General features: G+C 39.9%; 15 protein-coding genes and 3 pseudogenes. 9 read left to right on the top strand and 9 right to left on the bottom strand.

Features of this window, described 5'->3' with window-relative positions; genetic code table 11:
- Nucleotides 1–231: 231 nt before the first annotated feature.
- Together AM592_RS22830 and AM592_RS22835 are read left to right on the top strand one after the other, a co-directional pair.
- Nucleotides 232–1,188: a trypsin-like serine peptidase gene (locus tag AM592_RS22830; protein ID WP_053605895.1), complete on the top strand. Its 957-nt coding sequence runs from the start codon at nt 232–234 to the stop codon at nt 1,186–1,188.
- The gene (locus AM592_RS22835) at nt 1,188–1,544 is read left to right on the top strand and encodes a DUF2606 family protein (RefSeq protein WP_053605896.1); all 357 of its coding nucleotides are present in this window, start codon (nt 1,188–1,190) and stop codon (nt 1,542–1,544) included. Before AM592_RS22830 ends, AM592_RS22835 begins: the two co-directional genes overlap by 1 nt.
- Before the next feature lie 87 nt (nt 1,545–1,631).
- Here AM592_RS22835 and AM592_RS24890 read toward each other — a convergent pair.
- From AM592_RS24890 to AM592_RS22850, 4 genes and pseudogenes are all read right to left on the bottom strand, one after another.
- Nucleotides 1,632–2,048: pseudogene (locus AM592_RS24890) on the bottom strand (transposase); the annotation flags it as partial.
- Between the two features lie 2 nt (nt 2,049–2,050).
- Nucleotides 2,051–3,286 carry an MFS transporter gene (locus AM592_RS22840; RefSeq protein ID WP_053605897.1) on the bottom strand — a complete coding sequence of 412 codons (1,236 nt, stop codon included), beginning with the start codon at nt 3,284–3,286 and terminating at the stop codon, nt 2,051–2,053.
- A 183-nt stretch (nt 3,287–3,469) separates the two neighbouring features.
- Nucleotides 3,470–4,384 carry a class I SAM-dependent methyltransferase gene (locus AM592_RS22845; protein ID WP_053605898.1) on the bottom strand — a complete coding sequence of 305 codons (915 nt, stop codon included), beginning with the start codon at nt 4,382–4,384 and terminating at the stop codon, nt 3,470–3,472.
- Between the two features lie 189 nt (nt 4,385–4,573).
- Complete coding sequence (locus AM592_RS22850) at nt 4,574–5,971, bottom strand: branched-chain amino acid transporter BcaP (RefSeq protein WP_053605899.1); 1,398 nt, start codon at nt 5,969–5,971, stop codon at nt 4,574–4,576.
- Nucleotides 5,972–6,196: 225 nt separating this feature from the next.
- Between AM592_RS22850 and AM592_RS22855 the strand changes: the two genes are divergently transcribed.
- Entirely contained in the window at nt 6,197–8,086 is a 1,890-nt protein-coding gene (locus AM592_RS22855) for an ABC-F family ATP-binding cassette domain-containing protein (RefSeq protein ID WP_053605900.1), read from the top strand.
- A gap of 296 nt (nt 8,087–8,382) precedes the next feature.
- A complete protein-coding gene (locus AM592_RS22860) occupies nt 8,383–9,168 on the top strand; it encodes an alpha/beta fold hydrolase (protein WP_053605901.1) in 786 nt (261 codons plus the stop codon).
- Nucleotides 9,169–9,381: 213 nt separating this feature from the next.
- On the opposite strand, the gene AM592_RS22865 is transcribed toward AM592_RS22860, so the two are convergent.
- Nucleotides 9,382–10,938, bottom strand: a complete 1,557-nt coding sequence (locus tag AM592_RS22865; RefSeq protein WP_053605902.1) for an ABC-F family ATP-binding cassette domain-containing protein — start codon at nt 10,936–10,938, stop codon at nt 9,382–9,384.
- Between the two features lie 167 nt (nt 10,939–11,105).
- Here AM592_RS22865 and AM592_RS22870 point away from each other — a divergent pair, with 167 nt between their 5' ends.
- Nucleotides 11,106–12,230, top strand: a complete 1,125-nt coding sequence (locus tag AM592_RS22870) for a DEAD/DEAH box helicase (protein ID WP_053605903.1) — start codon at nt 11,106–11,108, stop codon at nt 12,228–12,230.
- A 71-nt stretch (nt 12,231–12,301) separates the two neighbouring features.
- Here the strand turns inward: AM592_RS22870 and AM592_RS24895 are convergent.
- The 4 genes and pseudogenes from AM592_RS24895 to AM592_RS22885 all read right to left on the bottom strand — a co-directional run.
- A pseudogene (locus AM592_RS24895) lies at nt 12,302–12,644 on the bottom strand (VOC family protein); the annotation flags it as partial.
- A 372-nt stretch (nt 12,645–13,016) separates the two neighbouring features.
- Complete coding sequence (locus AM592_RS22875; RefSeq protein WP_053605904.1) at nt 13,017–13,514, bottom strand: spore coat protein; 498 nt, start codon at nt 13,512–13,514, stop codon at nt 13,017–13,019.
- Nucleotides 13,515–13,683: 169 nt separating this feature from the next.
- Complete coding sequence (locus AM592_RS22880) at nt 13,684–14,943, bottom strand: bacillibactin exporter BcbE (RefSeq protein WP_053605905.1); 1,260 nt, start codon at nt 14,941–14,943, stop codon at nt 13,684–13,686.
- 447 nt (nt 14,944–15,390) lie between these two features.
- Nucleotides 15,391–16,239, bottom strand: a complete 849-nt coding sequence (locus AM592_RS22885) for an MBL fold metallo-hydrolase (protein WP_053606227.1) — start codon at nt 16,237–16,239, stop codon at nt 15,391–15,393.
- A gap of 370 nt (nt 16,240–16,609) precedes the next feature.
- Here AM592_RS22885 and AM592_RS22890 point away from each other — a divergent pair.
- The 4 genes and pseudogenes from AM592_RS22890 to AM592_RS22905 all read left to right on the top strand — a co-directional run.
- Nucleotides 16,610–16,786 (top strand): annotated as a pseudogene (locus tag AM592_RS22890) (KGG domain-containing protein); the annotation flags it as partial.
- Between the two features lie 589 nt (nt 16,787–17,375).
- A complete protein-coding gene (locus tag AM592_RS22895; protein WP_053605907.1) occupies nt 17,376–17,726 on the top strand; it encodes a VOC family protein in 351 nt (116 codons plus the stop codon).
- 117 nt (nt 17,727–17,843) lie between these two features.
- On the top strand, nt 17,844–18,191 hold the full coding sequence (locus tag AM592_RS22900; RefSeq protein ID WP_053605908.1) for a YflT domain-containing protein: 348 nt from the start codon (nt 17,844–17,846) through the stop codon (nt 18,189–18,191).
- A 181-nt stretch (nt 18,192–18,372) separates the two neighbouring features.
- Nucleotides 18,373–20,013 (top strand): M14 family metallopeptidase, encoded by a 1,641-nt coding sequence (locus AM592_RS22905; RefSeq protein WP_053605909.1) that lies wholly within the window; start codon nt 18,373–18,375, stop codon nt 20,011–20,013.
- Nucleotides 20,014–20,083 lie beyond the last annotated feature (70 nt).

Here is a 20,083-nt window from a genome sequence, read left to right on the forward strand (position 1 = left end):
CTGAGAGCAAGCAATATCTGGTTGCTGGACAAGCGTTTACACCATTCCCCCTCCATCAATTTCATTGTCTTTCGTAACCTTTTTTTCTTTTAATCTTTACACATTGAAGACATTGGTATTTGTAAAAAAATGTTAATATATCAGATTTTTGTTGAAAACGCTCGCTTTGTATTGTTAAAATTAGACATACCCATATTTCTTTTTTTTTGGAAAATGAATTCAAGGAGGAATATGTTAAAAAAGCTAAATGTTAGTCTGTTTTTGGCCACCGTTTTCTTGCTAGTTTCATTGATTTTACCCCTTACATCTTTTGCTTCTACCACTGACACCGTACCGGTTTTTGATGATCGTGATCTCCCTGTATCGAGTGATGGGAAAGAAGTATCGAAAGAAAAAATGCAAGAATTTAAGAGAACAATGGGAGAGAAAAGTTCTTCCCCTCCTTTTGAAGGAACAGGAAAATTAAACCCTACTATGGATGAATCCTATGATGAAAACGAAAAACCAAACTCTCCTGAAGAAATCGACACAAACGTAGTTATCGGAACAGATAACAGAACAAGAGTCAATCCCACTACAACATATCCCAATAGAACAGTTACATTCCTTGATGTAAAGTACCCTAAAGCTCCTGGTTCTTATCGATGCACAGGATTTTTTATAGACCCTGATACAGTCGCTACGGCCGGCCATTGTGTACATGACAAAAGTAAAGGCGGCTGGGCAACATCTATAACAGTTATTCCAGGCAAAACCGGCAGGAGTAATCCATTTAGCTATACTATGGGAACCACTTTTTACTCTGTAAAAGGCTGGACAGAAAACGAAAATTCTGACTATGACTATGGAGCGATCAAAGTTGCAAAAAGTTTAGGGAACACAGTTGGATGGTTAGGTTATAGTTGGCAATTGTCATCCCTTAATGGAACCGGAGTAATTCTTCAGGGATATCCAGTTGATAAACCTATGGGTACAATGTGGGAGCATTCTGGGAGCATACAGTGGTCTTTATCGAATCGGATTGGATATCATATTGATACGCATGGTGGTCAAAGTGGAGCCCCTGTATACAAGTCAACTAATCATGCAGTCGGGATTCATTCAGGGGGTTATTCATCCTATTACAACGTAGGCACTCGAATTACAGAGGCTAAGTTTGATAATTTAAGCTACTGGAAGGGGTTATAATGTTAAAATTCATCTCGAATTGTCTACTCTTCACTTTGTTCTTTGTACTCATTTCTGCTTGCAGCAGTGCCAATAATAAAGAAGAGGAACAGCCCGTTATGGCAACAGTTACTATTAATGTGAGCGATAAAGACAATAAACCGCTAAAAAATATAAAAGTAACAGAAGATTTGCATACCAGCAATGACATTGGGCATGAGATCGGTACTACTGATAAAGATGGAAACATTAAGTGGGAGACACAGACTGGGAAATATGATGTCATTCTATATGACGTAAAAGCTGGAAATGATTCTGAGCACACGATTAATATAACAGAAGATACCACAACAATTCATTTGGTTTATAAATCATAAATTAGAAGAAAGGTCCTTTTTTAAAGAGAGGCCTTCAGCTTGTCGAGAAAGGGGTATTTTTCTCGACAAGCTTTTTCTATGGGTTTCTTAATCGATGGAAATTTTAATGAACTTTTGAATCGATATGGATTGCCACGCTGCAGTTAGTAGAACCTGCTCACTTGCGTTCTTTAATCCCCCCGTAACCGGCAATAACGAAGCCCATGCAGCTCTTTTGAGTCTGCGAAGCTTCGCGCCATTTTTTCTTTTCGAAATTTATAAAGCATTTTTACCTTTTCTTTATGAACTTCCCACACATGATATGTAATGACTTTCACTTTTATTTTTTAGATCTTATACATCGGGAAAGGAGGGAACAATTCTCGCAAATTTTTGAATTCGATATATATTTTCTATACCCTCTCGGGGCGAAGTTCGATAGGTTAGTTCTTGGTGGTTTGGACATACGTAAACATTTGGTGCTTCATTAAATTGAAATTTCCATTTGGGAATAGGACCTTTCGTGTTTAAGCTTTTTGCCACTCACTCAGCTTTTGGTCGCTTGGAAGCATAAAGGCAGCGGTGCCGAGGATAGGTAAAAGTGCAATCGATATCATCGTTGCTGTAAGACCGAATGTATCAATAATCAAGCCAAGGGCGACTGATCCGATGGCGCCCATCCCAAATGCAAGACCAACCGTCTGCCCCGACATCATGCCGATTTTTCCGGGAATCAACTCCTGTGCATAAACAACAGTGACAGAAAAGCTCGACATTAAGAATAGGCCAATAACGGCAATTAAAATATAAGCAAGAGCAGGTCCTGCAAAAGGAAGCGCCAATGCAAGCGGAACGGAGCTGGCTAAAGAAGCAATAATTACCGTGCGCTTGCCAAAACGATCTGCAAAAGGACCACCTAAAAAGGTTCCGACAGCTCCTGCAATTAAAAACAAAAATACATAACCTTGCGATTCGGGAATACTTAAGCCGTATTTTTCTATTGCATAGAACGCGTAAAAATTGGAAATTGAGCTTATGTACCAAGAACGGGCGAAGATAATAAAAATAATGATAACAAGTGCAAATCGAATCGATTTTCTATTTGCACCGGAGCCTGCCTTGGTCTTCTTTATTTTCTTCGGTTCTTTTGAAATCGTGTCCAGCTTGAATGAATACCATTTGGCAATATACATTAGAAAGATGACAGCAAGAGCGGCGACTAAGGTGAAATATGCGGCTCCAAGCTGTCCGAATGGCACTAACACGAGTGCGGTTATTAACGGTGCCAGTGCCTGTCCTGTATTTCCGCCGACTTGATAAATGGACTGCGCCAGTCCTCTCCGCGGACCGGCCGCCAAAAAAGCGACTCGGGAGCCTTCAGGATGAAAAACGGCAGAACCTATTCCGATGAAAACGACACAGAGCAATATTGTTTCAAAGTTCGGGGCAAAAGCCAGGCCGAGGATGCCAAACATGCTGCTTGAAAGGCCTATCGGCAGAGCGTAAGGAACAGGCCGTTTATCCGTATACCAGCCGATCAAAGGCTGCATGACAGACGAAATCATATTTAATGCAAAAGCAATAAAGCCCAGCTGGGTGAATGTCAGGTTCATTGAACGTTCTAGAATAGGAAACATAGCTGGAATAACCGCTTGCAGCGAGTCATTTAATAAATGGCAGATCCCAATGACAAATAATACATAATATACTGTTTCTTGTTTTTTAACGAGCGGTTGTTTTTTTAAAGGTGTCGATAAAGCCATGAATGTGTCCTTTCCAAATACATTTAGAGATACGAAATACATACTTAATTATTCATAAACTGAAACGAATTTACAATAGGTCAAAAGAAAAAACCTCGCTGTTTGATCAGCGAGGCTGTTAGGCTTATTTTCTTACGATGATGTGAAATCGTTCCATACCACGTAATGTGAATTATGGATGTTTTATTTTTTTACAGCATGAATGTAATGGATGGTTTCAAAGGCTGTTAAGTAATCTTTTCGATCGTCAAAATAAAGCTCATTAATTTTAGCCGGTGATAGATGTTCATAAATGAGTAAACCTGATTTTTCTAACATATTCTCCATTTCATCATAAGAAAAACACGATTTCATTGGTTCTCCGCTTGCTGATGCCATTTTTACCATGTTTTCCACTCGATTAGAGATTCCTTTTTCATTAAATAATTTTTCGTCTGCATAATCAAAAACTATGGAACTCCCCTGTGGGACTTCGGCAAATAAATGATCTATCAAGCTTGAATTTTCCTCTTTAGTTAAATAATAAGAAACACCTAAAAGACTAAAGAAAGTTTTTTTGTTATCAAACCCTTCATCTATTAGATTTTGATAAGAAAACTCTTTGGTGAAGTCCATAGGAGCAAAATGCAGATTACTCGGGATTTCTAAATTAGCTTTATCCAGCCTGGTCTTTTTAAATTCCTGTGTTGCTGGATGATCAATTTCAAATATTTCTAAGCGGTTTTTCAATTCTGGATGTCGGAAACAAAAAGTATCTAAGCCAGCACCAAGTATGACATATTGTTTTAATCCTAACATAACTTCATGAAGTAATACTTTTTCGCAATACGCAGCGCGTGCCAATGGCGTTGGTGAAAGCTGAATCTGAGTAATCCATTTTAATATTTCTTCTGTATTTCCCTTATATTTTTCAGCTATTTCTTTGTTAAAGAACTGGATGCCTTGAATCATATTCTCTTTGATGTCATTAAATTCTTTTTGTGAAATTAAATCTTTGGCTATAAAGTCATTAAAGATGATGGGGGTATCGAATTGACTATGATAAGCTCTGCTAAAAGCTGATACTAATGAAGTTAAACTGGACTCGCCTTTTTTCATGCAAATACACTCCTTCATTTTAGAGCAAAAAAATAGGATTCCCCTGGCCAGGAGAATCCTATTATACACTTTAAAATAATAACGGTAAATTATAGCATGAATAATTTTTTTTGTCAAGTTATTAACGATGATCTGAACTATTTTTGTGCAAATATTTACAAATAAGTCTGTCGAATAAAAAAATCTTAATCAATCTGCTTTATTGTCAATTAAAGCACTGTGCCTTCTAGAATATAGAAAATATACAATCGCTCCTGCGGCAATCCAAATGATGAAGGATATCCATGTGATGCCCGGCAGGCTATAAGCTAGAAACAGGCAAAGCCCTGCACTCACAATTGGAAAGACAGGAACAAACGGAACTCTGAATGAGGACTTTAGTTCAGGCTGCTTCACTCGCAGTACGATGACCGCAATTGAGATTAAAGTAAATGCAGCGAGTGTTCCCATATTTACGAGATGTGCAAGGGTAGACAGGTCAATAAACCCTGCAATCCCTGCCGCTACGAAACCGGTTAGCCACGTATTTGCAAAAGGTGTTTTATATCTGTTGTGTACCTTTGAAAATAAGCCCGGGAGCAAACCGTCCCTGCTCATCGCATAAGTCAGGCGTACCTGGGCGAAGACCAATGCCAGGATAACGGTAGTAATCCCAATAAGGGCACCTAAAGAGATAATGCCCGCAACCATGTTTTGGCCCACTTGTTCAAGCGCAAATGTGACCGGATAGTCTACATTTAGCTTTGTATACTTGACCATTCCGGTGAGAATGAAAGAAACCAGCATATAAAGAGCTGTACAAATGGCCAGCGATGCGATAATTCCAATCGGCATGGATTTCTGGGGGTTTTTCACTTCCTCCGATGCATTGGCTATGACATCAAAGCCGAGATAGGCAAAGAACACCGTCGCTGCACTAACGACAATTCCGTCTACTCCAAATGGCATAAATGGCGTCCAGTTTTCGGGTTTGACGTAGAATATCCCAACTACTACAAATAATAAAATAATTGCGATTTTCAATATTACGATAATGTTATTGAATTTTGTACTTTCTTTAACACCGCGGCTGACGATAAAGGTGATAAGCAAAATAATAACCGCTGCCGGGAGGTTAAAAATGCCTCCTCTTTCTGATCCTGGAGCCGACGTGAGACTGTCAGGTAGTAAAATATGGAATCCGGCAAGTAGCGATTGAAAATAAGAAGACCAGCCAGCTGCAACTGCAGACATGGCAATGACGTATTCCAGCATTAAATCCCAGCCGATCAGAAAGGCGATTAATTCGCCGAGAGTGGCATAGGTATAAGTGTACACGCTGCCGGACACAGGAATCGATGACGAAAATTCCGCATAGCAAAAAGCAGCTAATGCACACGCAAGACCTGCTAAAATAAACGAAATAATAATTGACGGCCCTGCACTCTCAGCTGCAACAACCCCGGTAATTACAAAAATGCCGGTTCCGATGACAACTCCGACCCCGAGCAAGATTAAATCAAATAGGGAGAGTGAGCGGTCCAAGCTTTTATTTTGGCTTTGTGCCAATAAGGTTTGTATTGGTTTTTTACGAAAAAGCGAGCTCATGTAAATCCTCCTGAAAAACCGAAATGTTCTAATAATTATACTAATAGACTAAAGAAGTATATTTGAGAATAATAAATGAGTCAATAACATTTTTTGGTGAAGTATCAATGCCTTATGATGTAGTATGTACAAAGCTGATTTTTTCATATCAAGAAGCTTCACTGGTTTTCTTTTTTCTTCTGCATTAAAATAGATGAATGAGATTATAATGAGGGCGTGCAAATCATGAGTATCATAAAAGCAGAAGGATTATACAAAACATACGGTGAAAAAACGATATTCGACCATCTATCTTTTCATATTGAAGAGAAAGAACGCATCGGTTTGATCGGGGCAAACGGAAGCGGAAAATCAACACTGTTAAAGGTGATTGCCGGGTTTGATTCAACAGAACAAGGAGAAATCAATAAAGCGGGGCAGCCGTCTATCGAATATTTAGGGCAGGAGCCGGTTTTTGACGAGAATGAAACTGTGCTGGCGTATATTTTTTCCGGAAATCATCCAATCATAGCGGCGATGAGAGAGTATGAAGCAGCAGTGCAAATGATCACAGAGCATCCTGATGACAGCAAAATTCAGGATCGACTTTTTTCAGCCCAAGAAAAAATGGATCAGCTGGATGCCTGGGATGCAAATACTGCAGCAAAAACAATTTTGACAAAGCTTGGAATCACTGAATTTTCTAGAAAAGTAACGATGCTTTCAGGCGGACAAAAAAAACGGGTGGCCATTGCCAGGGCGCTCATTCAGCCTGCTGATTTATTGCTTCTGGACGAGCCGACGAACCATTTGGATCATGAAACGATCGAATGGCTCGAGATGTATTTGAGCAATTATTCAGGATCGATTTTACTCGTAACCCATGATCGTTACTTTTTGAACCGTGTCACCAATCGGATTTATGAATTGGAACGAGGTCAGCTTTATACGTATAAAGGAAACTACGAGGTGTTTTTGGAAAAACGTGCGGAGCGGGAACAGGTGGCTGTACAAAGTGAAGCGAAACGGCAAAATCTTTTGAGAAGAGAGCTCGCATGGCTCAGACGAGGAGCAAAAGCCCGTTCTACGAAACAGAAAGCAAGGATTCAGAGAGTGGAAGACCTGCAGGAACAAAACGGTCCTGTAACAACTGGTGCCGTCGACTTTGCGATTGGATCGAACAGGCTGGGCAACCAAGTAATAGAAGCAGAGGACATCAGCCTCAGCTTTGGCAGCAAGACAATAATCTCTGATTTTCAAGAGCTTGTCATTCCTGGAGACCGAATTGGCATCATCGGGCCGAATGGAACCGGGAAAACAACACTATTAAATCTGTTGGCAGGCCGGCTGGTTCCTGATGAAGGAAGCATCACGATCGGACAGACGGTCAAGATTGGCTATTATACTCAGGATCATGAAGAAATGAATGAAAGCTTGAGAATCATAGATTACGTGAAAGATACAGCTGAAATCGTAAAAACGTCGGACGGTCAAGTCATCACAGCAGAGCAGATGCTGGAACGCTTCCTTTTCCCGCGATCCACACAGAGAACGTTTATTCATAAGCTTTCCGGCGGCGAGAGACGCAGGCTGTATTTGTTAAACGTTCTAATGGGAGAGCCGAACGTTCTGTTTTTAGACGAACCAACTAACGATCTGGATACGGAAACACTTAGTATACTTGAGGACTATTTAGAGCAGTTTCCCGGCGTTGTGATTACTGTTTCCCACGATCGTTATTTTTTAGACAGGGTTGCCGAACGCCTCCTCGTCTTTGAAGAAGAAGGCACAATCAAGAACTTTTTCGGCTCCTACAGTGAGTGGCTGGAGAAATCCAGAGAAGAGAAAAAATCAATCAGTCCGGAAGCAAAAGCTCAGCCGAAACAGCCTGAGCGAAAAAAACAAAAGAAAAAGCTTTCCTACAATGAACAAATCGAATGGGACGGCATCGAAGATAAAATTGCGGAACTTGAGAGTAAGCTGGAGGAAATTGGCCGTGAGATCGCTGGAGCGGGAAGCGACTACGATAAAATTCAAACGCTCATGAACGAACAACGTGCGGTTGAAACCAGCTTAGAAGAAGCCATGGACCGCTGGACAGAGCTGTCTTTGAAGATTGAGGAGATGAATCAATAAGAGCTTGTTGAGAAAAATACCAGTGGAACTGATACCATTTACAAAGCGGGTAAGATACATTTCAAACAAAAAGGCGATACTTCCTTCACGAGGAAACATCGCCTTTTTGTCTTGTTATAAAATAGCAATCCAAAAGAAACGAAATATGTCCAGTTAAGATATTATAAGTTTGTACAATGCTCTAAGCCTCAATTTGAAAACAATTATCAAAAGGAGGCTGCCAAGTACTTAGTGGTTTTTAAGGAACAATGTCGCCAAAGCAGGAAAAATATATAACAAAGAAGGAATGGTAAATCATGAACACAACCCAATCAAAAGACGGCACAACGTTAGCTTATGATGTCTATGGCAACGGACCCGCACTTATATTCATAACAGGAGCCACCTGTTTTCGCTCATTTGAACCGGTCTTGTATGATGCCCAAATATTTGCAGAGCAATTTACCGTCTACAATTATGATCGACGCGGGCGCGGTGACAGCGGTAACACACTGCCGTATGCAATAGAGCGTGAACTAGAAGACATAGAAGCAATGATTGATGCAGCAGGTGGTACGGCTTATTTGTACGGTCATTCTTCTGGTGCTATTCTTGCACTTGAAGCGACATTGAAACTGGGCGAAAAAGTGAATAAGCTCGTTATGTATGACCCGTCCTATGCAAATAACGAGGTAGACCAGAATGAATTCAATGAGCTTAGTCAAAGGCTGTACAAACTTCTTGATAGTGGCAAAAATGACGAAGCGATAAGTCTCTTTTTAGAAGGTATCGGCATTCCTAAAGAAGTAGTTGCCGGTATGCAACAATCACCTCAGTGGGCAACTATGGCAGCGCTTGCGCCAACACTTGTCTATGACATTACTTTAGCAAGCGATTTACCACCTATTGAACGAGCCTGCCGACTTACGACGCCAGCGCTGATTATTGTTGGTGAAGATAGTCCTGCTTCCTTACACGAGGTCGCGAGTCAATTGAGAGAAGCGATTCCAGATGCACAGTACAGTCAACTTACAGGCCAAGACCACATGGCTAACCCTGAGGTGTTGCTGCCGGTGCTCTCGGGTATTCTGCTTAATCAATAAAAGCTTGCCGTTTAGGCAAGCTCTCTTATATTTAGCATCGAAACATGTTATTGTCGAAAACATACAGATTCTGTCGAATAATCGATATATCGAAATTTTCGTTGATATATCAGTAATTTTCGCCGATATATTCAAAATATCGACGATAAAATAGAAATTCCGCTGATATAATTCCAATTTCGCCGATATCATCCTTAAGCAAAAACAGAGAATTTAAAATACCTTCGTCGTCCACGATTCGCAGTTCCACGTTTCTGTTGCTACATCCTGATAGAATTCAGGCTCGTGCGAGATAAGCAGAATACTGCCTTTATAGTCCTTTAGTGCGCGTTTTAATTCGTTTTTTGCATCAACATCGAGGTGATTGGTCGGCTCATCCATGACCAACAGATTGGTTTCATTATTGACAAGCTTGCAAAGCCGAACCTTTGCTTTTTCTCCTCCGCTTAATACGGAAACCTTGCTTTCGATGTGCTGTGTGGTGAGACCGCACTTCGCAAGTGCTGCCCGTATTTCGTATTGGGTGAAGGAAGGGAATTCATTCCATACTTCTTCGATGCAGGTGTTCCCGTTTTCATCCGTTACTTCCTGTTCAAAATAACCGGTATGAAGGTGCTCACCGCGCTCGACTTCTCCCGATACAGGGGGAATGATTCCAAGTATGCTCTTTAACAGAGTTGTTTTCCCAATTCCATTTGCCCCGTACAAAGCAATTTTTTGACCGCGTTCCATTCGCAAGTTTAATGGACGGGAAAGGGGTTCATCGTATCCGATAATTAAATCCTTCGTTTCGAAGATTAGCTTCCCTGACGTTCTCGCCGGCTTAAAATGGAATTCCGGCTTTGGCTTTTCTGCTGCGAGCTCGATCATATCCATCTTATCTAGCTTTTTCTGTCTGGACATTGCCATATTTCTAGTGCTGACCCGTGCTTTATTTCTGGCGACAAAGTCCTTCAGCTCGGCAACCTCTTGCTGCTGCCTTTTGTAGGCAGCTTCCATTTGCTTCTTCTTGACTTCATAGACCTGTTTAAACTGATCATAATCTCCCACATAGCGGGTAAGCTCTTGATTTTCTACATGATAAATAATGTTAATTACGCTGTTGAGAAACGGAATGTCATGAGAAATAAGAATAAATGCATTTTCATATTCCTGAAGGTAGCGTTTTAACCACTCGATGTGCTCTTCATCTAAGTAGTTAGTCGGCTCATCCAGAAGAAGGATTTCCGGTTTTTCCAATAGCAGCTTTGCCAATAGCACCTTTGTCCGCTGCCCTCCGCTTAAGTCAGTCACGTCACGGTCGAGCCCAATATCACTTAGCCCCAGCCCGCGGGCAATTTCCTCTACCTTGCTGTCAATCGTGTAAAAATCGTTGTTGTCGAGTGCATCCTGAATGACGCCAACCTCTTCTAAAAGCTTCTCCAACTCATCAGGATCGGCCTCTCCCATTTTTTCGTACATGCCGTTCATTTGCTCTTCCATCGTAAATAAATAATTAAAAGCTGTTTTTAAAATATCTCGGATGGATTGGCCGCGTTCCAATACTGCATACTGATCGAGGTAGCCTATGCGGACGTTTTTCGACCACTCTACTTTTCCTTCGTCAGGCTCAAGTTTCCCGGTAATGATATTCATAAAGGTCGACTTTCCCTCGCCGTTTGCCCCGATTAGTCCGACATGCTCACCTTTTAAAAGCCGAAACGACACGTCATGAAAAATAGCTCTTGACCCAAAGCCATGGTTTAAATCTTTCACTGTTAAAATACTCATTTTTCCACCTCTATTTTCAAAGCTAAACGCGTAAATTCAAAGTCATATCTATCTGATTATACCGAAGTCTGGATAATCTTAAAAGGAGTCAGGCAGAAGTGAATTGCGTTATCTGCATGTTTCTGAGATACTTATGCTTAGATTTTAAATGGAATTGAGGGAAAAAAATGACAGATTGGCCAGTATTAAAACGACTTCAGCCTTTTCTTCAAGATAAATGGAATTTTGAAAGCCCGACAGATATTCAAAAAAATACGGCAGACCTGATTTTGGACGGCAGCGACCTGATTGCGGAATCACCTACAGGCACAGGGAAAACACTTGCTTATGTGCTGCCGATTGTGAATCAATTAGATCGGGATGTGAAAAATGTCCAAGCGGTCATCCTAGCGCCATCAAGAGAGCTTGCAATGCAAATTTTTCAAGTTGTTACCGAGTGGATTGGGGGGACTGAGCTTACAGCAGCTTCTCTAATCGGCGGTGCAAATGTGAAAAAGCAGCAGGAGAAGCTGAAAAAGAAGCCCCAGGTGATTGTCGGAACTCCCGGTCGTATTCACGAGCTGATTAAAGCAAAAAAACTGAAAATGCATGAGGTCAAAACGATTGTTCTAGATGAGACCGATCAGCTGCTGGTGCCTGAGCATACAGAAACGATCCAAAGCATCATAAAAACTACCTTGCGGGACCGGCAGCTCCTTTGTTTTTCCGCGACGTTAAGCGAGCCGATTGGAAAACAGCTGCTCGAATGGACAAACGGAGAAGCGAAGGTGGTACGTGTCAGTCGTTCGAAAGAGGAATTGTCAAAAGTAGAACACCAAGTACTTGTTTGCGACCAGCGTGATAAAGTAAAGCTCTTGCAAAAGCTGTCAAGGCTTGATGGCATGCAGGCGCTCGTTTTTATCAGAGACATTGGAAATTTGAGTGTGTATGCCGAAAAGCTTAATTTTCATCACGTCGATGTCGGCATTCTTCACAGCGAAGCAAAGAAACTCGAACGTTCCAAAGTCATTGAGGCGTTTCAATCGAAGGAGTTTCCGTTGCTGCTTGCGACAGATATTGCCGCTCGCGGACTTGACATTAAGGATCTCCCGTATGTCATTCACGCCGATCTGCCAGACGACAAAGAGGCATATACCCATCGTTCAGGCAGAACTGGACGAGCAGGCAAGGAAGGAAAAGTGCTGACACTTGCTGCACCTCCTGAGGAGAAAAAACTAAGAAATATGGCAAAGGAGCTTGGGATTGAGCTCGTTGAAATGCAATATACAAGAGGACAGCTACTGAAGAAATAATGAAAAGGCCATTTACCGGCCTTTTTTCTATGCCTGCGAAAAAAGGAAATTGTAGTTAATCTGAAAACTCCCCAATGTGGATTCCAGACTACCTCCCACAAATGTCCATCTAGATCTTGGAAAGTATCCAGAGTATCCGCCCAAAAAGACATCGTTCACTGGGCCTGTTATTATAGCACCAGCTTTTTTGTCTGTTCCAAGTCCTTATCAACCTCTTCTTTACTGTCTGCATTGTGACCAATAGTAAATTCGATAAGGTTTGATACCGTCTAAATGATCTTTGCCTCGTGGGCGTTGTAAGTCGAAAAAGCAACAGCACTATTCTTGAATTTTTTTGCCAATTATTCCTTGTGTCGGTAGCCCCAGTCCATATAAAATAATCAAATTTGCTTGTCCCATTTTCATGAAATACATTATTGATAGTGTCGCAATGCCGTTTTATTGTGTTTTTTGCTATCAATCTTGCTTTCGATCTTGTCCTCATTTTTTTCTGTATCATAAACTTATAGAAACAGAAACACCTATGGAAAGGCTACCATAGGACAAATAAATCGATGTGAACGGTAGCCTTTCCAAGCTTTTTAAACGTTGATTTTGTATACCTAGACGGGTTTGGTGAGGATGGATGTCAAACTTATCTAAATCCGATAAATGCAGTGTTGAGCCATTATTGATTGTTTATAAAAAGAGCTTCTAAATTGGATGCTTTTTTCGATTAATAGGTTCTTTCGTTCGAACATATAACGGTTAACCAAAGGCGAATAGTACTAGAATTTCAACCCTGGTTTAAAACGGTTTAGAAAGAGCTTTTTTAGCCAGATTCACATCATTTTGGAGTAGTCTTTTCAAATCGTATGAAGGGTAATAACCCCTTTCATACATGTATTGATAAACTTTTGTATGCATATCTATTGCACCAATTATCTGCTTTGTTAAAATCTGTTTTAATGCTGGTGTTGCTGTTTCAGTGATGGCAATAGAATAATTACGAACGGCCGTTTTGGATAAAGCCAACAAATCACCCGCATAAAACGGTAGATTATCGTTACGCTCTTCTTCTCTTTCAGGGCGGGGCGCCATAGGATAAAAAGTAAGAAGTTCACGTATGTTATTACTCAAATCATTTATAGCTTGTTTGTATATATCTTGCAATACTGGTTCGCTCACTTCAGGATACGCTGTTTTTAATTTCATAAGTCCGATCGATTGAAAAGCAACTAATTCATGAACTTCCAATGTCTCATGCCAGGCGAGGTGCTGGGGTGATTCATACGATTTACCCATTTATCAATGTTCCTCCTGTTAAAAATATTCTTAATAAACATATTCAGTAGGGGAATTATGGGACTTTGTCTCATTTCATTTGGGCTTTATTACCAATAATTTCATAGAGCGAGTAAAGTATTCGCTTCTTTGTTTCTATTTACTACGATTACCACGTGTGTATAAATTTTTAGTAATCAGAAAGACGATATGGTGATTTTTCCATTAGATTTTCTTCTTTTATGTTCTCACCTTTCTCTTTTTCAGGTTTTATGGCAAAGAACGCAAAAGTCGAGGCAATAAAGCTCGCAGCTGCTGAAATATAAAAAACCATGTTATGATCTGACTTCATTATGATTGCATAGATTGGTGGACCAAGGGCTACGCCTACAAACCTCATTGAACTATATAATGACGTAATGGTTCCTCTCGCTTCTTTTTCTATTCCTTCCGTTATCAAGGCATCCAGACAAGGCAGGGTGGTGCCTATCCCAATACCACTGATAAAAAGAATGCCTAGAAGAAAATAGATCTCATCGGTAAAGATGGCACTCAGTAAAGAGATACTGAGCAACAGACTACCACTAAAGGTCAGCCATTTCATTACGGTTTTATTCTGTCCTATTTTTTTCCCAGCAATATAGGAAGCAATGGACAAAGCTAACAAAGGTATGGCGAGTACCAAGCCTTTTTGAATACCGGTTATACCGAACATTTCCTCGAGTGTGGTGGATAAATAGAACAAGATACCGAAGAGGACAAACATGATAATTCCACCAATCGAAAAAATGGCGACCAGCCACCTATTGTTGTATTTAAAGGTTTTTTTGAATGACTCTACAAAGTCATGAAACAACGGAGGTTTTTTGTTATCTGCTTTAGGAACTTTGACCAAGAAAAAAACAAGAACAATAGAAACGATACAAAATAGTGGGATAAACCAAAACGGCAAGTGCCAGATCACTGAGGCTAATACAGCTCCTACAATAGGGCTTATGACTTTCCCGAATGTGTTACTGGTTTCAATGAGACCAAGGCCTGCACTAACTTCTTTTTCATTTTTAAACATATCTCCTACAAGAGGCAAAACCACCGGTGCTGCCCCTGCAGAGCCAATGCCTTGTAATAGACGTCCTAACAGTATGATCCAGTACGGATCATTTATTTTCCATGCAGCCCATCCAGTCACAAGTCCTCCAATGCCTGTTATAATTAAACTGGGAATAATTACTTTTTTTCGTCCGATTCGATCAGATAAGTATCCTGCAATAGGAATAAGAAGGATAGCAACAATGGAATACACCGTAATAATCATGGACACTTGAAAAGATGATATCTTAAGTTTTTTTTCAATTAAAGGCAAAACAGGTATAAGCATAGAATTCCCAAGGGTCATCACAAGCGGAATTGATGTAAGAGATATTAAATCTAACCTTTTTTTAGATTCCATATGGTCCTCCAATATGTACTTCGAATCACTCTAAATTAACATTCATAACGATTTGGATGTTGCAGAAAATAAAAGTAACCCCTTGACATGAGGATGGGTTGCTAAAGGTGGGTAACGCATATTTTTCTGTTATATTTCCTTGAATGTCTTCAAGATTTACAAAAGTATAACTGTCGTTCATTTCAATGCGTTTTGAGTTGTCGTTCCTGAGGTCATTGTATCTCGTTTTTGTATCTACATCTTGAACTCCTTCCCAAGAACACCTTTTTGTTTACCGTTATTTTACAATATTAGTATCTGTCTAATGTTCCCTCCGGTTATCTTCTCCTAGTGGCATAAATTCATTCATTTCATATTAGTTTTCTTTGTTTTTCAAGATTAAACAAGGCTACATAACTTATGTTTGTCAAAATGTTTATGATCCGAGTTATTAGAAGGTCAGTGTTTTTAATTAATATATCGTCCATAATCTGGGGTTGCGATCTGATCAAATTCCTTCACTAATTTTTCGAGTCCTTTTGCAAGTTCGTCTCCGGACACTGGTTGTCCGTGCCCTGTAATGGCCATTACAGGCTTTAATGCTTCTAATTTTTGAACGGATTTCTTCGCTGCACCCCAATCTGTCGTTAAATATCTCGGAGGGCCACTGACTTCTAACTCTTGAGTCAACACATTGAAAAGCGATTCTTGTTTCACCGTAACAAAAGCATCACCCGCAATGAGGCAATGGTCCTTTTCTCGGAATAGCGAAATGTGACCAGGTGAATGTCCAGGTGTATGGATCCATTGCCAACCAGACATATATGGAATACTGCCATCGGAAGGAATAGCCTCTACATGATTTCCCAAGTCGATAGGTTCAGTCGGAAATAACGGTGATATTTTCGCAACTAGTCCTCCTTCAACTGATCCATCAGGTTCTGGATAACTTAATTTCTCCGTTAGATAGGGTAATTCTGCCTCGTGAGCAAACACGGGTATATCCCATTTCTGAACCAAATCCACCACTGCCCCAACGTGATCAAAATGTCCATGTGTCAGTATAATCGCTTTCGGCTTGTTATTTTCACCAAATCGCTCTTTTGCAGCATCTAGAATATGGTTGACCGATTCGGGCATTCCTGTATCAATTAAAACCCATTCATTTGGTTTTTCAGGACTTCCCACAAAACATAAATTGACAATCTGATTCGTATAACAATAAAGATCCTGCATTACAATTTGTCCCATACCACTTCTGAGGGAGGTCAAAGGCATGAATTTATTTTCCATGGTGTCCCTCATATCATCTTGCAAGTTTTTGTCCATGAATGTTCCCTTCTTCCTCGATCGTTGTATTTCTCCGTAATATATAGTATTGCGGTTTCAAAACGACTTATATACAATCGTCCTCACGTTGGAAAAAATTAGAGTGCTCATTTTCTTTGTTAATTTCTTTTTATTTTTTGTCTCTGAGGTTGCACTAGCTAAATATCAGTCCCATCTTAAGCATATAGAGCATTTATAGTGTGATCTTCAAAGTTAGGGCATTGAAGCCACAAAAGCGAGCACTATGAACAAAGAGGTAAAATGAAAAAATATTAAAGATTTAAATGGGCTATATATGTTTTATTCAATTCATACGTGGTAACAACAAAATATAACAAAAATTAAGGAGGTAAGAAAAATGGCAAACAATAATGATAACAAAATGAGTCGTGAAGAAGCAGGCAGAAAAGGTGGGGAACAAACGAGTAAGAATCACGATAAAGAATTCTATCAAGATATTGGAGAAAAAGGCGGAGAGCAAACAAGCAAGAACCACGATAAAGAACATTATGAGGAAATAGGCCGTAAAGGCGGTAGCAAATAAAGAAAAGCAAATTAAAGTGTAAACTAAACTGTGGAAGTGAGTTCCACAGTTTAGTTTTTATTTCTAGATTTATTCCAGCTTTCGAAAAGTGACCAGTATTGTATGAAGTTCGTTGATATTGGGGATAAAGAAAAGAAATTCCACGAAGAAAAACGGAATGTATTCGGAGTATACCCGTTTTTTGTTATAATAGATGGTAATCTATTATATAAAAGTTGGGGATATAAATGGTCTTAATTATTATGCTGCTTGGGCAAGCTGGCTATATATATTTAGCGCCGTTATTTCCGAAAAATTTAAAAATGTATGAATACACTTATTTAGCGATTTATTTAAGCTATTAATAGTTCTTACCTATACGAATAAAATTGCGATAACCGAGAGTATATTAACATTGATTGCTTTGTTCGTTTATTCACCAATATTTATGAAAATTTTAAAAAGAAGTGGTAAAAAAAGAAACAGTATATAGACTCAACAAGATGAAGGCCGTTTAACGGCCTTTTTTCTATGCCTGGGAAAAAAGGAATGGATTGAAAAATAGAGAATGGTTTATCAAACAAATTTTCGAGGTGAGATCATGCCCCCAATTTTAAATCAAATCGGCACAGTGTTTATCCCTGTACGTGATATTGAAAAAGCGAGAAGCTGGTATTGTGACATTCTTGGCTTGCCTGAAGATGGTGATATTCTCCATGGCCACTTGTATGTTCTGCCCATGGTTGGAACAAGTATCGTATTGGACAGCAAGATTTTTTCAGAGGATGTGGTGTTTAAAAAGCCTCTCTTTCATTTAAACACAAACGATATCAAGGAAGCCTATCAATATATGAAGAATAAACAGGTTGAATTAGCATCTAGTATCGAGCATGACCATTGGTTTAATTTTAAAGATCCGGACGGGAACCATTTAATGGTTTGTAAGTGTTAAGCGATAAGAAGCTGCCGCATGCAGTCTCTTTATTTCTCCTGAAAAAGCAGCCAAATGTTTATTCATAAAAATCGCGGGTAAACAAAAAGTAGAATCATAAACAAGGAGGAATAGATTATGAAACCCGTAGTAAGAGAATATACAAATGACGAAAAGCTTATTCAGGATGTTGAAGAATTAAAGCGCTTAGGAGTCAATAGGGAGGATATCTATGTTCTCTCCCATGATGATGACAGAACGAATAGAGTTGCTACACATGCGAATGCCAATACGATTGGCGCTGCTGAAACAGGGCTGGCCGATGCAGTCGGCAACATTTTTAGCAAAAAAGGCGATGAACTTCGTAATAAAATGTATGATATTGGATTTTCCGAAGCGGAATCAGCTAGCTTTGAAGAAAGGCTAGATGAAGGTAAACTGCTGTTGTTTGTTACGGATAATGAAAAAGCAAGTCTGTGGTCTTAATAACAGATAAAGCTTCCTCTTTAAAGGGGAAGCTTTTTTAATGCAATGAATCATATTGACTATTGGTCTATCAATTCTATGTTTTCGTATACCAATAGTTTCGTTTTTGAAAAAAGGAGACAAATCTATTCTCACTTTCTTTATAATGAAATAGATAGAGAGAGAGGAGAGTGGTGAGCAAGTGAAAACGAAGAAAATTGAATTTATAGCAGCTGCATCCCTTTTATTTAGTGGAATAGGAATCTCTCAAACAGTCCAAGCTGAAACGCCGTATTATGGAAAAAACTATTCCCAGCCTGAACAGGTATTAAAGCTTTACCCTGATCCGAAAGAAACATTTCAAACTCCTGCTTTCGTTAAAGAAGGCGATGAATTTACGACACAGGAAGAAATGATAGAGTACTTACATACCATTGCAGATAAAAGTCCGTATGTATCGATTAAAAATATCGGCGCATCACTTGAAAACAGAGACATACCAGCTCTTTATTTTACAAAAGACAAGAGGATCCACTCGATATCGAATAAACCGCTTGTTTGGCTTCAAGCCCAGATTCACGGAAATGAACCGGCGAGTGGAGAATCAGCGCTTGCGATAGCTGAAAAGCTTGCCGGTGACTACGGAGAAAACATTCTAGATAAAATCAATGTCATTATCGTTCCGAGAATAAACCCTGATGGATCCTATGCGTTTAACAGGAGGCTTGCAAGCGGGCTCGATGGAAACCGGGACCATGTCAAGCTTGATTCGGCAGAGGTACAGGCCGTCCACAGAGAATTTAATAGATATTCTCCAGAGGTTGTCATTGATGCCCATGAATATAGCATTGGTGAGAATTCTTTTGCAGAAATTGGTTCAGAAGGTGCTTTGAAATATCATGATCTGCTAATTCTCTCGGGGAAAAATTTAAACATTCCTGAAAAAATTCGCAGCACGTCAGATGATTTATATATTCATTCTGTAATGGAAAAGCTGAAAGACGAAGGATTTTCCAGTGATCCGTATTATACGACGAGCGGTTCAGACGAAAATGGAGCAATCAATATTTACGAAGGCGGAACAGAAGCCAGAATTGGGCGAAATGCCATCGGGCTGCAGCCTGCGCTCTCTTTTTTAGTAGAAAGCAGAGGGATCGGCATTGGCCGTGAGAACTTTGCCCGCAGGGTTGGAGCACAAGTAACGACTCATGAAGAAATTCTTAATCTGACTGCCGAGCATGCTGATCAAATCAAAAAGCTGGTCACTTATGAACGATTTAATCTGATAGCTAAAGGTCTTAATCCTAATGATCAAGATGATGTGGTGATCAAAAGCGAGTTTGCCGATCCAAAGGAAGACACATTAAAATTGGTTGATATTGCTGAAGGACATGTCATTGATGCACCTGTCCAATACTATAGCGCCACAGATGCAAAAGCAACATTAACAAGAAAAAGACCAACGGCTTATCTCGTTCTGCCTGGACATGAGGAAGTTGAAGAAAAGCTGGCTGTCCAAGGAGTAAAAGGCTATACTCTTCATAAGAAAATGAAATTGCCTGTTGAAGCATTTCAAGTCACTTCAAAAGAACAAGACGGTATAACAGAAGGCCGGCCAGTGATCAATATAGCGACAGAGCTTGTTAATGAACAGAGGGAATTTCCAAAGGGAACGAAGATCTATTTTACTTCCCAGCAGCAAAACGGATTGCTGTCGATTTCATTGGAGCCTGAATCCATTGACAGCTACGTCAGTACGGGATTCATCCCATCTGAAGCAGGACAAACCTTGCCAGTTTATCGATTTGTACTCGACAGGAAAGCATTGAACATCAACGAATAACCAAAAAATCCTCCATCAAAAATATTGAGGAGGATTTTTTCTATTGCATTTCATTTACGCATACTGTAAT

Origin of the sequence: Bacillus gobiensis, from assembly GCF_001278705.1 — a bacterium.
In the GTDB taxonomy this organism is placed as follows: Bacteria; Bacillota; Bacilli; order Bacillales; family Bacillaceae; genus Bacillus; species Bacillus gobiensis.

Coding starts and splice junctions, on each gene's coding strand:
- AM592_RS22830 (WP_053605895.1), top strand. CDS start 232: ATGTTAAAAAAGCTAAATGTTAGTCTGTTTTTGGCCACCGTTTTCTTG.
- AM592_RS22835 (WP_053605896.1), top strand. CDS start 1,188: ATGTTAAAATTCATCTCGAATTGTCTACTCTTCACTTTGTTCTTTGTA.
- AM592_RS22840 (WP_053605897.1), bottom strand. CDS start 3,286: ATGGCTTTATCGACACCTTTAAAAAAACAACCGCTCGTTAAAAAACAA.
- AM592_RS22845 (WP_053605898.1), bottom strand. CDS start 4,384: ATGAAAAAAGGCGAGTCCAGTTTAACTTCATTAGTATCAGCTTTTAGC.
- AM592_RS22850 (WP_053605899.1), bottom strand. CDS start 5,971: ATGAGCTCGCTTTTTCGTAAAAAACCAATACAAACCTTATTGGCACAA.
- AM592_RS22855 (WP_053605900.1), top strand. CDS start 6,197: ATGAGTATCATAAAAGCAGAAGGATTATACAAAACATACGGTGAAAAA.
- AM592_RS22860 (WP_053605901.1), top strand. CDS start 8,383: ATGAACACAACCCAATCAAAAGACGGCACAACGTTAGCTTATGATGTC.
- AM592_RS22865 (WP_053605902.1), bottom strand. CDS start 10,938: ATGAGTATTTTAACAGTGAAAGATTTAAACCATGGCTTTGGGTCAAGA.
- AM592_RS22870 (WP_053605903.1), top strand. CDS start 11,106: ATGACAGATTGGCCAGTATTAAAACGACTTCAGCCTTTTCTTCAAGAT.
- AM592_RS22875 (WP_053605904.1), bottom strand. CDS start 13,514: ATGGGTAAATCGTATGAATCACCCCAGCACCTCGCCTGGCATGAGACA.
- AM592_RS22880 (WP_053605905.1), bottom strand. CDS start 14,943: ATGGAATCTAAAAAAAGGTTAGATTTAATATCTCTTACATCAATTCCG.
- AM592_RS22895 (WP_053605907.1), top strand. CDS start 17,376: ATGCCCCCAATTTTAAATCAAATCGGCACAGTGTTTATCCCTGTACGT.
- AM592_RS22900 (WP_053605908.1), top strand. CDS start 17,844: ATGAAACCCGTAGTAAGAGAATATACAAATGACGAAAAGCTTATTCAG.